The organism is Rothia sp. 32237D007AR (assembly GCF_053544675.1).
On record NZ_JBPPUO010000001.1, the window covers coordinates 229,913 to 243,451 of the forward strand.

Sequence of the window (13,539 nt, forward strand, 5' to 3'; positions counted from 1 at the left end):
GGAGCCCCGCACAGGGGTTCCCCTTTGCCGTATGCTAGAGACAAAGCGCGCACCTGATGCCGCAAAAAATTTTTGACCTTTTCAGGAGGGCCATCATGGCAGAGTCAACCCGAACCATCCAACGAGACGCCACCGGTCGCCGCCGCGTGCTACTCAAGCTCTCCGGCGAGGTCTTTGGCGGCGGTGAAGTCGGTATCTCCACCGAGGTTGTGCGCGGCATCGCAGAGCAGATTGCCTCAACCATCGGCCATGTTGAGGTTGCTGTAGTAGTAGGCGGCGGTAACTTCTTCCGTGGCGCTGAACTCTCAGAAGCAGGCATGGACCGTTCTCGCGCCGATAACATCGGTATGCTTGGTACCGTCATGAACTCCCTGGCCCTGCAGGACTTCCTGGAGCAGGCCGGTATCGACACCCGCGTGCAGTCAGCTATCTCCATGCAGCAGGTTGCAGAGAACTACATCCCCCGCCGAGCCATCCGCCACATGCAAAAAGACCGTGTGGTTATCTTCGGTGCTGGTGCGGGCCTGCCCTACTTCTCCACTGATACTGTCTCTGCCCAGCGTGCCCTGGAAATTCACGCCGATGAAGTTCTTGTCGCCAAGAACGGGGTAGACGGTATCTACACTGCTGACCCCAAAAAAGACCCCACCGCTGAGCGCCTCTACAAGCTCACCTACGATGAAGCCCTTCAGCGCAACATCCGTGTGATGGACCAGACCGCTTTTTCCCTGTGCAAGGACAACAATGTGACCATGCGCGTCTTTGGTATGCAGGGTGAAGGAAATGTGGCCCGGGCCATTTTAGGTGAAGAGATTGGTACCCTGGTTACTGCCTAAGGGCACCAAGACCACTAGACTAGATAAAGACTACCGATAAAGCGCCCCACTGACGGGCACAACCTTATAAGGACTAACAACAGATGGTTGAAGAAACCCTGCTCGAAGCCGGCGAAAAGATGGATAAGTCTGTCGAAGCCTTGAAGAATGAATTCGCTTCAATCCGCACCGGCCGCGCCAACCCCGCACTCTTTGCAAACCTCACCGCAGACTACTATGGTGCTCCCACCCCCTTGCAGCAGCTGGCCTCCTTCCAGACCCCTGAAGCTCGCACCGTGCTCATCACCCCTTACGACAAGAGCGCCCTGGGTGCCATTGAGAAGGCTATCCGCGACTCAGATCTTGGGGCCAACCCCGCCAATGACGGTAACGTGGTGCGTGTTGTCATGCCTGAGATGACAGAAGAGCGCCGTAAGGAATACATCAAGATGGCCGGCCAGAAAGCCGAAGAAGGCCGTGTTGCTGTGCGCAACACTCGCCGTCACGCCAAGACTGCTCTCGATAAGCTCGTCAAAGACGGCGAAATCGGTGAGGACGAGGGTGCACGCGGCGAAAAAGAGCTTGATGCTCTGACCAAGAAGCACATCGACACTGTTGATGCGCTGCTGAAGTCCAAGGAAGCTGAACTGCTCGAGGTCTAAATCTGTATGACTGTTCATTCTCAAGAACAGCCGCCCCAGGCCTCTAAAGCCGGCAGGAACCTACCCGCCGCCATCACCGTCGGCCTTGTGCTGGGCGCGTTGTTGGCGGTGGGTTTATTTTTTGTTCCCTTCGTGCTGGTGCTGCTGGCGGCGGCCGCTGTCTCGGTAGGCACCTGGGAGGTCTGCCACGGGCTCAACCATAAGCGCGGTATGGGAATTCCTGTTATTCCCGCTGTTGCCACTGCGCTGATTATGCCTTTTGCCGCCTACTATGGGGGCGGTACCTGGCTGATTTTTACTGTGGTGGCCTCGATTCTGGTGCTGATTGGCTGGCGTATTGTGGGGCAGCGTGATGGCATGATTATGTCGATCATGGGCTCTATCTTTGTGATGTCCTGGGTGCCTTTCATGATTTCGTTGGCCCTCTTGCTCTACCGGGAGGATTCAGGGCCCGGTAAGGTGCTTATGATTCTGCTCATGGCTATTGGTAATGACACCTGGGGTTATATTGCTGGCGTCAAATGGGGTAAGACCCCTATGGCCCCTAAAATTTCTCCGAAGAAAACCTGGGAGGGCTTTGCCGGGTCGATGGTGGGTTCCATTATCGTGGGTATCATTTGTTCCCTTCTTATGGGTGACCCCTGGTGGTATGGCCTTATTGTGGCTGTCTTCTTGGTGGTTGCATCTACTGCGGGTGACCTGGGGGAGTCCATGGTTAAACGTGAAATTGGTATTAAAGATATGTCGCACATTCTGCCGGGTCACGGTGGTGTGATGGATCGTTTAGATTCTATTGTTTTCGCTATTGCTATTGGTTACGTGATTTTCTCGGTGCTTACAGCCCTCTTTTAGGGCCCGGTGCTGTCAGATATTGGAGGCTCAATGAAACATCAGGCTGAATCTTCCGGAGAGTTTCGCCGGGTTAGCCCCGAAGAGAAGGGGTACTCGATAGCTAGCGTGGATTCTTTTTTCACGCGTCTAGCTGACGACTATGAGCTTCTGCTCGCCGGGGGAGAACTGGGCGCGGGGGTGCATAACTCCTGTACGATACGTGCAGCAGTTTTTAAGTCTGAGAAGGGTGGCTATGCGCCGGACGATGTGGACGCTGCCCTCGATAAGGTTGAGGACCGTTTCTGCGAGCTTGAGCACCAGTTGTATGTGCAGCGTTATGGGCGGCAGACCTGGAATCAGGCGGTAGAGGAGCTGCGAGAGCTTCTGCTGGGGCGTCTGCGGCGGCCTGCCGGTCAGCGCTTCCGCAGACCTTCTAGGCGTTTGACGAAGGGGTACTTCAGTAAAGAGGTTGATGCCCTCTGCGAGCGCCTTTTGGCTCATTTTCGGGGGGCGGACGTCCTTACCCCCGCTGATATTAGGGCGGCGGCTTTTAGCCCGGCTACCGGTGATCTCTGTTATGAGGAGACCCAGGTGGATGCTTTTTTGGATAGGGCGATTGAGTATCTAGGTGATACTCGGTTTGAGTAATATTCTGTGATTGCTCAACCTGTGTTGCGGTGTTCTAAGGTGACTTTTGGGTTTTATGAGGGAGAACCTGAAAATAATTAAGAGGTATAAATTCGACACACATGCAGTTTGCTTAGCATTTTGAAAAATTCTGAGCTATACTCAAAGGGTACTGATTGTTCAGGGTATATAGCCCCGAACACCAAGCACAGAAAGAAGGAAACATCATGACTTGGATTGGTTGGATTATACTTGGCCTGATCGCAGGCGCACTGGCAAAGCTGATTATGCCTGGCCGTCAGGGTGGCGGCATCATCGTCACCATGATTCTCGGTATCGTTGGCGCACTACTCGGTGGATGGTTGGGCTCCTTCCTACCCATCCTCTCCGATGGTGTGGACGGCTTCAGCATTGGTACCCTCTTCACCGCTGTAGTTGGTTCACTGATTGTTCTGGGCATCTACGGCGCAGTCACCAAGAACAGCCGCGCATAATATAGCCCCCGCACAGGCTCACTAAGAAGCCTTGCTCAAAGCTCATATGGCACAGAGCTGCAATACAGGGCGGGCGTCCTAGAAAATTCTAGGGCACCCGCCCTTTAGCATGCCCACCCCACCGCCAGTAGACCTACCACCCTGCCCCCAGAAGGTAAAGAAGCATGAAAAGTATCGCCAGAATCGTCAGAGCCACCCGAGAACTATGGCCCTACTTCATTGGAATCATCATCTGCGCGGTACTCACCAGCGCAACCTCTCTACTGGCACCCTTTATCGTCGCTGGGGCAGCAGATGCCGTCGTCGGCCACCTCAACGGCTCAGCACCAACCACCGCAGCAACTATCACCTGGTTGGCCCTGGCCTACCTGGCAGCCCAACTGGTCAGCGTCCTCACCACCAACATTGGTGGCTACATCGGCGATGTCATGAGCCAGCGTATGCGCACCATCCTCTCGGTACGCTACTACGAAAAGCTACTCTCCCTACCCCTGTCATATTTCGATACAGAGCTCACCGGCACCATCATTGCCCGGCTCAACCGATCCATCACCGAAGTCACCAACTTCGTGAAGACCATGAGCAACACCTTCATCTCCCTGGTACTCACCACGGTCTCGGTGATTGTCATCAGCTCCATCTACTACTGGCCCCTGGGGCTACTTCTCATTATTATTTTCCCGGTCTATTTCTGGCTGACCAGTAAAACCAGTGAAAAATGGCAGGTTTGGGAAGGCGAAAAGAACGAGAATATCGATATCGCCTCAGGCCGTTTCGCTGAGGTTATCGGGCAGATTCGCGTGGTGAAATCATTTGGCCGCGAACGCCGAGAACTCACCGACTTCGGCGGACATTTTGAAAAGACTATCGGGCTGACCCGTTCACAATCTAAATTCTGGCACTTTATGGATGTCGCCCGTCTCTCTTTTCTTAACCTAATTTTCTTTGCCCTCTACCTCCTCATTTTCTTGCGCACCCTAGCCGGGGATTTCACCATCGGTAACATGGTCCTCCTCATCCAGCTCCTGGCCATGGCCGTTGCCCCCATCAATTCTCTATCCTGGATCGTTGATACAGCCCAGCGCGCAGTGACCGGCTCTAAAGACTACTTCGAGGTCATGGAACGAGAATCAGACGCCCGCGCCCTGGCCATCACCGCTGGGGCTACTAGCGCGCGTCCGGCTTCCCAGAAACCTGCCTCCGCCTTGAATGCTGAACCCGGTGCAGAACTCGTCCGCTTTGAGAAGGTAACCTTCGGCTATGAGGGAGAAGAAGACGTACTACACGGAATCGATCTATCCATCAAACGCGGTGAGCGCATTGCTTTCGTGGGGGAGTCCGGCGGCGGTAAATCTACCCTCATGGCCCTACTTGAAGGTCTCTACGACCCCCGTGAAGGGCGAGTGCTGGTCGATGGAATGGACATTGCCGGTAGCGACCTAGCTAAAGTACGTTCACTCATCGGCATGGTCTTTCAAGACGCCTCACTTTTTTCAGGCACCATCGCCGAAAACATCGCCTACGGCCGCCCCGGAGCAACCCGAGAGCAGATTATCGAGGCAGCAACCAAGGCCAACGCCCACGACTTCATCTCAAAGTTCGCAGAAGGCTACGATTCCCTCATTGGCGAGCGCGGCCTCAAGCTCTCTGGTGGGCAAAAGCAGCGTATCGCTATCGCCCGGGCCATGCTCAAGGACGCCCCCATCCTGATTCTCGATGAGGCCACCAGCGCCCTAGACACTAAGGCTGAGAGGGCAGTACAGAAGGGATTAGACGAGCTGATGGAGGGCCGCACCTCCTTGATCATTGCTCACCGCCTCTCGACCATCGCAACGGTGGACCGTATCGTTACCCTCAAAGAGGGGCGTATTGATGAGGTGGGTAGCCCCGCCGCCCTGGCCGCCTCTGGCGGTATCTACGCTGAGCTGTTGGGTTTGCAAACTACAGGCGGGAAAGCCGGCAAGAAGAAACTGCAGAGCTTCGATATTGTGGGGTAGATACCCCAAACCAACCTCTAGGAGATACCTGTGAAGAAAGCTCTTCTTGCTGCACTTACCTGCGCGACTCTTGCCCATGTTGGGTTCTGGGGCACCCGGTATTTTAAAGCCCCAAAGGCTGAGCGTAACTGGCTCATCTTCTTAGGGCCTGGGCAGGGCATGGTGAGGTGCCTAGTGAGGCGCCTACTGTCACACCGCTAGGCCTGTGAGAAAATAGGTGTATGCGATTTGGCTCAACTCAGCGCTTTGGCGCCTCCCGCGATACTCTCACCGACCAGCTAGCAGACTTTCTGAAAGGCGGGCGGACGGTCACCCTGCTTGGCTCCACCGGCTCCATCGGCACCCAGGGGGTGCAGGTCATTGACCACCTCAACTCCCTAGCAGGAGCCGAAACCGGTAGCAAGGACGCTCCCGTGCGCGTTCTTGCCCTTTCAGCTGGCTCCCGCTCCTTGCCGCTTCTGGCAGAGCAGGCTGCCCGCCTGCGTCCGCACCTGGTTGCCACCAGCGGCACCGAAGCGGACGCAGCCACCTTGCGCTCGCTGTTAGCTGAGCTAGCCCCCGGGTACAGCCCCCAGATTGAGTGGGGGGCGGATGCTGCCACCATTGCTGCTCGTACCGGAGCGGACGTCGTCCTCAACGGCATCACCGGCTCTATCGGCCTGGAACCCACCCTGGCAGCCTTGCAGGCTGGTTCCCAGGTGGCTCTGGCTAATAAGGAGTCCCTGATTGCTGGTGGTGAGCTGGTCAAGGCCGCTGTTGATGCTTCACCCCTGGAACAGCCTATGGTTCCGGTAGATTCGGAGCATTCAGCCCTGGCTCAGGCTCTGGCGTCGGGTACTGATCGGGAGATTGACCGGCTGGTGCTGACTGCTTCTGGTGGCCCCTTTAGGGGGATGACCTATGAGCAGCTACGGGAGGTCACCCCTTCTCAGGCTCTGGCTCACCCCACTTGGGATATGGGCCTGGTGGTTACTACTAACTCGGCTTCTATGGTCAATAAGGCCTTGGAAGTCTTGGAGGCTCACCACCTCTTTGGTATTGACTTGGATTGTATTGATGTGACGGTTCACCGCCAGTCGGTGGTTCATTCTATGGTGCAGTTTGTGGACGGCTCAACGATTGCTCAGGCCTCCCCGCCCACCATGCTGCTACCGATTGCCTTGGGTTTGACCTGGCCTCACCGTATCCCTGGGATTGCTGAGCCTTGTGACTGGTCGCAGGCTACCGAGTGGACCTTTGAGCCCCTGGACAATAAGGCCTTCCCCGCGGTGGAGATGATTAAGCGGGCAGGCCAGCGAGGCGGTACCTTCCCGGCGGTTTTCAACGCTGCGAATGAGGAGGCTGTGGCTGCCTTCCACGCCGGTAGAATTCGTTTCACTGACATGATTGAGACCACGGGGCGGGTTCTTGATGAGCACGCTAGCTCTTCGGCCCTGGCCGAGTCTGGTTCTCTGACTCTGGAAGCGGTGCTGGAGGCTGAACGTTGGGCTCGTACCCGCGCCAACCAGATTCTGGAGCAGGGCTAGGGCTCCTCCAGCAGAGATATGTCTCTAGAGATGACCCCCTTGTTTCTCTCTTCACCCTGAGATAATCCATGGGGTGAAGAGAGAAACAAGGGGGTCATCGTTTGATGGATAGAGTTTAGAAGACGGTGAGGCCGCGGGCGCGGAAGATGTCGCGGGCTGCTTCGGTGGCTTCTTTACTGGGTGGGTGGACGTCCTTGAGCTGGTAGTCGTAGCCTAGTGTCTCCCACTTGTCGGTGCCCATCTGGTGGAAGGGCAGCACCTCAACGCGCTCAACGACCTTGCGCCAGCGGCAGACGATATCTGCCACTTTCTCAATATTTTCAGGGGCGTCAGTGTAGCCAGGAACCAGTACGAACCGGACCCAGATTTTCTTCCCCAGAGCTGAGAGCCTGTCGCCAAAGTCGATGGTAGGTTGCAAGGCTCGGCCGGTGAGTTTCTGGTAGACCTCCTCAGAGCCGGACTTCACATCTAGTAGCACCAGATCAACGTTGTCGAGGAACTCATCAGAGGCGTGTGCACCGAGAAAACCTGAGGTGTCGATGCAGGTGTGAATTCCTAGGGATTTGGCGCTCATTAAAATGTTCTCAGCGAAGGCCCGTTGCATGAGCACTTCGCCACCTGAGATAGTGATTCCGCCGCCGGTAGCGCGGAAGACCTTGCGCATGCGCTTAATCTTCTTGATGAGGTCAGCTGCTAGGACGGGCTGCCCGTCCTTCATGTTGAAGGTGTCGGGGTTGTGGCAGTAGAGGCAACGCAGGGGGCAACCGTTCATGAAGATGGTCATGCGGGTGCCAGGCCCATCAACGGCGGTAACCAGCTCCCAGGAGTGAACGGAGCCAAGCTGACCTCCCCGCATCAGTTTGAGCTGTGCTGAGCGTTCTAGGTCGGTGAGCTCACCGAGACCCCAGGTTCCGGCCCCTGTATGCCGGTCCGCCGGCGGAGCAAATTCTTGCTCGCCGGCGGTTACGGTGACATCACCGAGGACGTCCTGAGACATGGGTAATCCCTAGGCCCCGTGGTGGAAGGTGCGTGAGAGTACGTCCATCTGCTGTTCGCGGGTGAGGCGGACGAAGTTGACGGCGTAGCCTGAGACGCGCACGGTCAGGTTAGGGTACTTGTCGGGGTTTTCCATGGCGTCCTCGAGGGTTTCGCGGTTGAGGACGTTGATGTTTGCGTGGTAGAGGCCCTTGGGGGCGGTCTTTGATGCGCGGTTCTGCTTCATTGAAGCCAGGCGCTCTTCATATGACTTAACTGCCATGATGTTCTCCTTAGTGGTGAGTTAATGAGGTTGCGAGCCCGGTAGAGGGGTGCCAGCCAGCTGGCTCGGGGCTGGCGTTAAGGGTGCTGGCGGGCACCCCTCTACCGGTGTTGCTGAATCTATTGAGTTTTAGTCCTCTTCAGGAATGAATCCTGCATCCAAGATGCCGACCAGGTTCTTGACCTGTTCGTCCTTGGTGCGGCCGAGGGCGGTGGGGGTGATGGTGTTGGTTAGGGAGATGCCGTCGAGGGCGTCTTCGTAGTCCAGCTTACCGACCGAAAGCATGGAGGCAACCATGCCGTGGGTGTCCATACCGTTTTCGGGGTTGGCGCCGGGGGAGAAGGGGGTACCTGCTCGGTGGCCGGAGGGGAAGTTACCGGTTGCCTTACCGTAGACCACGTTGGAGGTGATGGTCAGGACGGACTGGGTGGGGATGGCATCGCGGTAGAGGGGGATGGCCTTGATTTTCTCCATGACGGTGTGGACGATGGTGGCGGCGATGTCGTCGGCACGGTCGTCGTCGTTGCCGTAGGCGGGGAAGTCGCCTTCAGTGATGTAGTCAACGATTAGGCCGGTTTCGTCACGGACGGGGGTGACGGTGGCGTACTTGATGGCTGCTAGTGAGTCAGCGACGATGGATAGACCTGCGATGCCGCAGCCCATAGCGCGGACGATGTCTGAGTCGTGCAGGGCCATTTCGATGGCTTCGTAGGCGTACTTGTCGTGGCTGTAGTGGATGATGTTCAGGGCTTCGATGTAGGTGGCGATGACCCAGTCCAGCATTTCTTCGTACTTGACCCAGACCTCATCGAAGTCAAGGGGGCCATCGCCCTTGATGGGCTCGTAGCCTTCGACGATGAGCTTGCCGCTCATTTCGTCGCGGCCGCCGTTGAGGGCGTAGAGCAGGGCTTTTGCTGCGTTGACGCGGGCGCCGAAGAACTGCATCTGCTTACCGATTTTCATGGGGGAGACGCAGCAGGCGATGGCGGCGTCGTCGCCCCACTGGTTACGGATCTGGGGGTCAGATTCGTACTGGATTGAGGAGGTCTCGATGGAGATGGCGGAGCAGAATTCCTTGTAGCCGTTGGGCAGGTTTTCGTCCCAGAAGATGGTGATGTTGGGTTCGGGGGCGGGGCCTAGGTTGCGTAGGGTTTGCAGCAGGCGGAAGGAGGTTTTGGTGACTAGGGTGCGGCCGTCATCGGTGAAACCGCCGTCTGACCAGGTTGCCCAGTAGGGGTCGCCGGAGAAGATTTGGTCGTAGTCGATGGTGCGCAGGAAGCGGACGATGCGGAGCTTGATGACGAGTGCGTCGATCATTTCCTGGGCGTCGGTTTCGGTGATGAGGCCAGCGGCTAGGTCGCGTTCGAAGTAGATGTCCAGGAAGCCGGAGAGACGGCCGATGGACATGGCCGCGCCGTCCTGGGACTTGACGGAGGCTAGGTATGCGAAGTAGGTCCACTGGACTGCTTCTTGGGCATTGCGGGCAGGGCCCGAGATGTCGAAGCCGTAGAGGGCTGCCATCTTCTTGAGGCGCTTGAGGGCCTTGATTTGTTCTGAGTGTTCTTCGCGGAAGCGTGCCCAGTGCTCGGAGAAGCCCTGGTCGCCTACTGCGTGCTTGGCGCGCTCTTTGTCGGCGATGAGGTTATCGACACCGTAGAGGGCAACGCGGCGGTAGTCACCGATGATGCGGCCGCGGCCGTAGGCATCGGGTAGGCCGGTGATGATGTGGGATGAGCGGGCTGCGCGGATGCGGGGGGTGTAGATGTCAAAGACGGCGTCGTTGTGGGTCTTGCGGTATTCGGTGAAAATCTTTTTGATGTTTTCATCGGGTTCTTTGCCGGCTTCGCGGATGGCGGTTTCGACCATGCGCCAGCCGCCGTTGGGCATCATTGCGCGCTTGAGGGGCACATCGGTCTGTAGGCCGACGATGACGTTGTCGTCTTCTGAGATGTAGCCGGCGGGGAAGGCGTCAATTTCGGCGGGGGTGTGGGTGTCTACGTCGTAGACGCGCTGCTTGCGTTCTACGGAGAGGTAGTCCTTTTCGAGGGTGTCCCAGACGCGGAGGGTTTTTTCGGTGGGCCCTGCCAGGAAGGAGGCATCACCTTCATAGGGGGTGAAGTTTTCGAGGATGAACCCTCGAACGTCAATGCTGTCTTGCCAGGGGCCGGGGGTGAACCCTTCCCATGCGGCGGCGGATTGGTCGTTGACAAAGACTCCCGTTGAGGGGGCTTCAACCTGTGCAGTCATTAGTGAGTGCTCCTAGTGAAGTGATGGGGTGGCGCTCGTTTGTTGGGTAGCGCGTTTTCACCTCTTATTGTGCTGAGTTTGGCCCTTAAAACAAATAGGTATATTTCATACCTAAAAATGTTTTGATGTGGTAGTGGCTGATATTTTCGCAGGTCACTGGGGGTCTTTAGTAGTTGGCCTACCTGATAATCCGTATTTTCTATCCAAATAAAGGGGAGGGAAATCTTCTCTTTGACGTTTTGTGACGTAAAGGCTTTTCTGACCTAAAAGTAAAGGTGAAAACCACCTCAAAGGGCCAGGCACCTTGCCACATTATGGGTAAATTCAAAGACCCCACAAAGCGACAGCCCCTCATACTATGGCGTACTCTAACAGATGACCTGCCCAACCCCTGTGGGCGCCGCACCTCTAAGGAGCACCCTCGCGTGACCGTCCTACTTTTCATCATTGGTGTAGTGCTGATGGCCCTAGCTATCGCCGCATCTATCGCCCTGCACGAACTAGGGCACCTGGTACCAGCCAAACTCTTTGGTGTGCGCGTACCCCAATACATGATTGGATTCGGCAAGACCCTTCTTTCCTGGCGGCGCGGCGAAACCGAGTACGGCTTCAAGGCCCTACCGTTAGGTGGCTATATCTCCATGATTGGCATGTACCCACCCGGCAACGACGGTAAGGACGGGCGCGCAGGCGGCACCAGCCCCTTGCAGCAGCTTGCCCGCCAGGCACGAGCAGCGGATGCTGAACGCGTCACCGAAACTGACCAGGGCAGGCTCTTCTATCAGCTACCGGTCTATCGGCGCATCATCATTATGTTGGGCGGGCCAGCTATGAACCTGCTCATTGGGGTGGTGGCTACCGCCGTGCTCATCACTGGTTTTGGCTCTTACCAGCCGACCACCAGCGTCCAGAGCGTTGCCCAGTGCGTGCAGGTTATTGACCCCACTACTGTAGGTGCTCCTAGCCCTACCGAATGTGGGGCCCAGGACCCCCAATCCCCAGCTAACGCTGCCGGGCTACAACCGGGCGATACTATTAGGACCTTTGCAGGTCAGAGTATTACCAGCTGGGACCAACTCACCGAGCTTATCCGCACCAACGCAAATACCCAGGTGCCTCTCACCGTCGAGCGTGAGGGTCAGAACCTTGAACTCACTATTACCCCCATGCTGACCGTGCGCCCCATCTACGATGAACTCACAGGCACCTACCTCACCAACCCTGATGGAAGCTACCAGACCCATGAGGTCGGTTTCATTGGTATTGGCCCTAGCACGGAGCTAACCCCTGGAACCATCGACCAGGTGCTACCCACTGTAGGGGAGTCGCTCCACCGCATTGGGGCTGCCCTCATCAAGCTACCAGCCCGCGTCTACGGGGTAGCTACCACCCTTATCACCAACGGCCAGCGCGATGCCAACAGCCCGGTATCTGTGGTGGGTGTAGGCCGTATTGCCGGTGAAATTGCTTCACACGACCAGATTATTCTGCGCGATAAGGCCGCCTCTTTGGTCTCTTTGGTTGCTCAGATGAACCTCATGCTCTTTTTCTTCAACCTTATTCCTTTGCTGCCGCTTGATGGCGGGCATGTGCTAGGTGCCCTCTGGGAGGGGTTCCGCCGCAAGAGCGCAAAGCTCTTAGGACGCCGCGACCCTGGCCCCTTCGACCCGGTTAAGCTGCTGCCCCTGACCTACCTCGTTGCTGGGGCCTTCCTGCTGATGACGGTGATTCTGGTGGCTGCCGATATTTTCAAGCCGGTGAGTATTTTTTAGGGTTAGTCGGCTGCCAGGGCACCCTGCCTACCCTGTGTGCTTTACCTCAACCGCTCTTTGAGCTGAAGCGTGGCACAATAGATAGTTGAACAGGTGCGCCTTGCTCGCACCGCCAAAGAACCTTTGGAGGAAGATTTGACCTCGGTCGCCCTTGGAATGCCCGCTGCTCCGCCGCCCGTTTTGGCTCCGCGCCGTAAAACCCGCCAGTTTAAGGTCGGTAGTGTAGGGGTTGGCTCAGAATCTCCCATTTCGGTGCAGTCCATGACCACCACCAAAACCCACGATATCGGTGCTACTCTGCAGCAGATTGCTGAGCTGACCGCAGCTGGTTGCGATATTGTGCGTGTCGCCTGCCCTACCGATAAGGACGCAGAGGCCCTACCCATCATTGCCAAGCAGTCCCAGATTCCTGTGATTGCCGATATTCACTTCCAGCCCAAGTACGTCTTTGCTGCTATTGAAGCCGGTTGCGGGGCGGTGCGCGTGAACCCCGGTAACATCCGTAAGTTTGATGACCAGGTTAAGGAAATCGCGGCAGCCGCTAAGGACCACGGCACCTCTATTCGTATCGGTGTGAACGCCGGTTCGCTCGATAAGCGCCTACTGGAAAAGTACGGTAAGGCAACACCTGAGGCCCTGGTTGAATCTGCTGTGTGGGAGGCTTCTCTCTTTGAGGAGCACGGCTTCCACGACTTCAAGATTTCGGTTAAGCATAATGACCCTGTCATCATGGTTGAGGCCTACCGTCAGCTTGCGGCTGCCGGTGACTGGCCCCTTCACCTGGGTGTGACCGAGGCCGGCCCTGCCTTCCAGGGCACTATCAAGTCGGCTACTGCTTTCGGCGCCCTCCTCTCAGAGGGTATTGGCGATACTATCCGTGTTTCCCTCTCAGCTCCTCCGGTTGAAGAGGTTAAGGTCGGTGCTCAGATTCTTGAGTCCTTGAACCTGCGCCCCCGCAAGCTCGATATTGTCTCCTGCCCCTCCTGCGGCCGCGCCCAGGTGAACGTCTGGGAGCTGGCTGAGAACGTCACCAAGGGTCTTGAAGGTATGAAGGTTCCCCTGCGTGTGGCTGTTATGGGCTGTGTTGTCAATGGCCCCGGTGAGGCTCGTGAAGCTGACCTGGGTGTTGCCTCCGGCAACGGCAAGGGCCAGATCTTCGTGAAAGGTGAGGTCATTAAGACTGTGCCTGAAGAGGATATTGTGCAGACCCTGATTGAAGAGGCCAACCGTATTGCCCGCGAAATGGAAGAGCGCGGCGAAATTGACCTCTCTGGTGAACCTACCGTCTCCGTCTCCTAAGTACCTTTAAG

At 56.9% G+C, this 13,539-nt stretch carries 12 protein-coding genes; 9 read left to right on the forward strand and 3 right to left on the reverse strand.

What is annotated here, in order from left to right:
* Positions 1–95: 95 nt before the first annotated feature.
* The 7 genes from pyrH to dxr all read left to right on the forward strand — a co-directional run bounded on the left by pyrH (position 96) and on the right by dxr (position 6,952).
* Positions 96–836 (forward strand): UMP kinase, encoded by a 741-nt coding sequence (gene pyrH, locus ACED87_RS01090; protein WP_449081768.1) that lies wholly within the window; start codon positions 96–98, stop codon positions 834–836.
* Positions 837–919: 83 nt separating this feature from the next.
* Entirely contained in the window at positions 920–1,477 is a 558-nt protein-coding gene (gene frr / locus ACED87_RS01095; protein WP_449081770.1) for a ribosome recycling factor, read from the forward strand.
* 6 nt (positions 1,478–1,483) lie between these two features.
* Positions 1,484–2,329 carry a phosphatidate cytidylyltransferase gene (locus ACED87_RS01100; RefSeq protein WP_449089478.1) on the forward strand — a complete coding sequence of 282 codons (846 nt, stop codon included), beginning with the start codon at positions 1,484–1,486 and terminating at the stop codon, positions 2,327–2,329.
* A gap of 105 nt (positions 2,330–2,434) precedes the next feature.
* Positions 2,435–2,956 carry a DivIVA domain-containing protein gene (locus ACED87_RS01105; RefSeq protein ID WP_449089479.1) on the forward strand — a complete coding sequence of 174 codons (522 nt, stop codon included), beginning with the start codon at positions 2,435–2,437 and terminating at the stop codon, positions 2,954–2,956.
* Between the two features lie 206 nt (positions 2,957–3,162).
* A complete protein-coding gene (locus tag ACED87_RS01110; protein WP_449089480.1) occupies positions 3,163–3,429 on the forward strand; it encodes a GlsB/YeaQ/YmgE family stress response membrane protein in 267 nt (88 codons plus the stop codon).
* Between the two features lie 164 nt (positions 3,430–3,593).
* Positions 3,594–5,426 carry an ABC transporter ATP-binding protein gene (locus ACED87_RS01115; RefSeq protein WP_449089481.1) on the forward strand — a complete coding sequence of 611 codons (1,833 nt, stop codon included), beginning with the start codon at positions 3,594–3,596 and terminating at the stop codon, positions 5,424–5,426.
* Between the two features lie 221 nt (positions 5,427–5,647).
* A complete protein-coding gene (gene dxr, locus ACED87_RS01120; protein WP_449089482.1) occupies positions 5,648–6,952 on the forward strand; it encodes a 1-deoxy-D-xylulose-5-phosphate reductoisomerase in 1,305 nt (434 codons plus the stop codon).
* Positions 6,953–7,067: 115 nt separating this feature from the next.
* Here dxr and pflA read toward each other — a convergent pair whose 3' ends face one another.
* The 3 genes from pflA to ACED87_RS01135 all read right to left on the reverse strand — a co-directional run bounded on the left by pflA (position 7,068) and on the right by ACED87_RS01135 (position 10,457).
* The gene (gene pflA / locus ACED87_RS01125) at positions 7,068–7,949 is read right to left on the reverse strand and encodes a pyruvate formate-lyase-activating protein (protein WP_449089483.1); all 882 of its coding nucleotides are present in this window, start codon (positions 7,947–7,949) and stop codon (positions 7,068–7,070) included.
* Between the two features lie 9 nt (positions 7,950–7,958).
* A complete protein-coding gene (gene grcA2 / locus ACED87_RS01130; protein WP_449081783.1) occupies positions 7,959–8,210 on the reverse strand; it encodes an autonomous glycyl radical cofactor GrcA2 in 252 nt (83 codons plus the stop codon).
* 129 nt (positions 8,211–8,339) lie between these two features.
* Complete coding sequence (locus tag ACED87_RS01135) at positions 8,340–10,457, reverse strand: pyruvate formate lyase family protein (RefSeq protein ID WP_449089484.1); 2,118 nt, start codon at positions 10,455–10,457, stop codon at positions 8,340–8,342.
* 461 nt (positions 10,458–10,918) lie between these two features.
* On the opposite strand from ACED87_RS01135, the gene ACED87_RS01140 reads away from it, so the two are divergent.
* Together ACED87_RS01140 and ispG are read left to right on the forward strand one after the other, a co-directional pair.
* Complete coding sequence (locus ACED87_RS01140) at positions 10,919–12,229, forward strand: M50 family metallopeptidase (protein ID WP_449089507.1); 1,311 nt, start codon at positions 10,919–10,921, stop codon at positions 12,227–12,229.
* Positions 12,230–12,364: 135 nt separating this feature from the next.
* Positions 12,365–13,528, forward strand: a complete 1,164-nt coding sequence (gene ispG / locus ACED87_RS01145) for a flavodoxin-dependent (E)-4-hydroxy-3-methylbut-2-enyl-diphosphate synthase (protein WP_449089508.1) — start codon at positions 12,365–12,367, stop codon at positions 13,526–13,528.
* The last annotated feature ends 11 nt before the right edge of the window (positions 13,529–13,539 follow it).

Excerpts from the sequence above, each read along its gene's own strand:
- pflA (WP_449089483.1), bottom strand. The coding sequence starts at position 7,949 with ATGTCTCAGGACGTCCTCGGTGATGTCACCGTAACCGCCGGCGAGCAA.
- grcA2 (WP_449081783.1), bottom strand. The coding sequence starts at position 8,210 with ATGGCAGTTAAGTCATATGAAGAGCGCCTGGCTTCAATGAAGCAGAAC.
- ACED87_RS01115 (WP_449089481.1), top strand. The coding sequence starts at position 3,594 with ATGAAAAGTATCGCCAGAATCGTCAGAGCCACCCGAGAACTATGGCCC.
- ACED87_RS01135 (WP_449089484.1), bottom strand. The coding sequence starts at position 10,457 with ATGACTGCACAGGTTGAAGCCCCCTCAACGGGAGTCTTTGTCAACGAC.
- dxr (WP_449089482.1), top strand. The coding sequence starts at position 5,648 with ATGCGATTTGGCTCAACTCAGCGCTTTGGCGCCTCCCGCGATACTCTC.
- ACED87_RS01140 (WP_449089507.1), top strand. The coding sequence starts at position 10,919 with ATGGCCCTAGCTATCGCCGCATCTATCGCCCTGCACGAACTAGGGCAC.
- pyrH (WP_449081768.1), top strand. The coding sequence starts at position 96 with ATGGCAGAGTCAACCCGAACCATCCAACGAGACGCCACCGGTCGCCGC.
- ACED87_RS01110 (WP_449089480.1), top strand. The coding sequence starts at position 3,163 with ATGACTTGGATTGGTTGGATTATACTTGGCCTGATCGCAGGCGCACTG.
- ACED87_RS01100 (WP_449089478.1), top strand. The coding sequence starts at position 1,484 with ATGACTGTTCATTCTCAAGAACAGCCGCCCCAGGCCTCTAAAGCCGGC.
- frr (WP_449081770.1), top strand. The coding sequence starts at position 920 with ATGGTTGAAGAAACCCTGCTCGAAGCCGGCGAAAAGATGGATAAGTCT.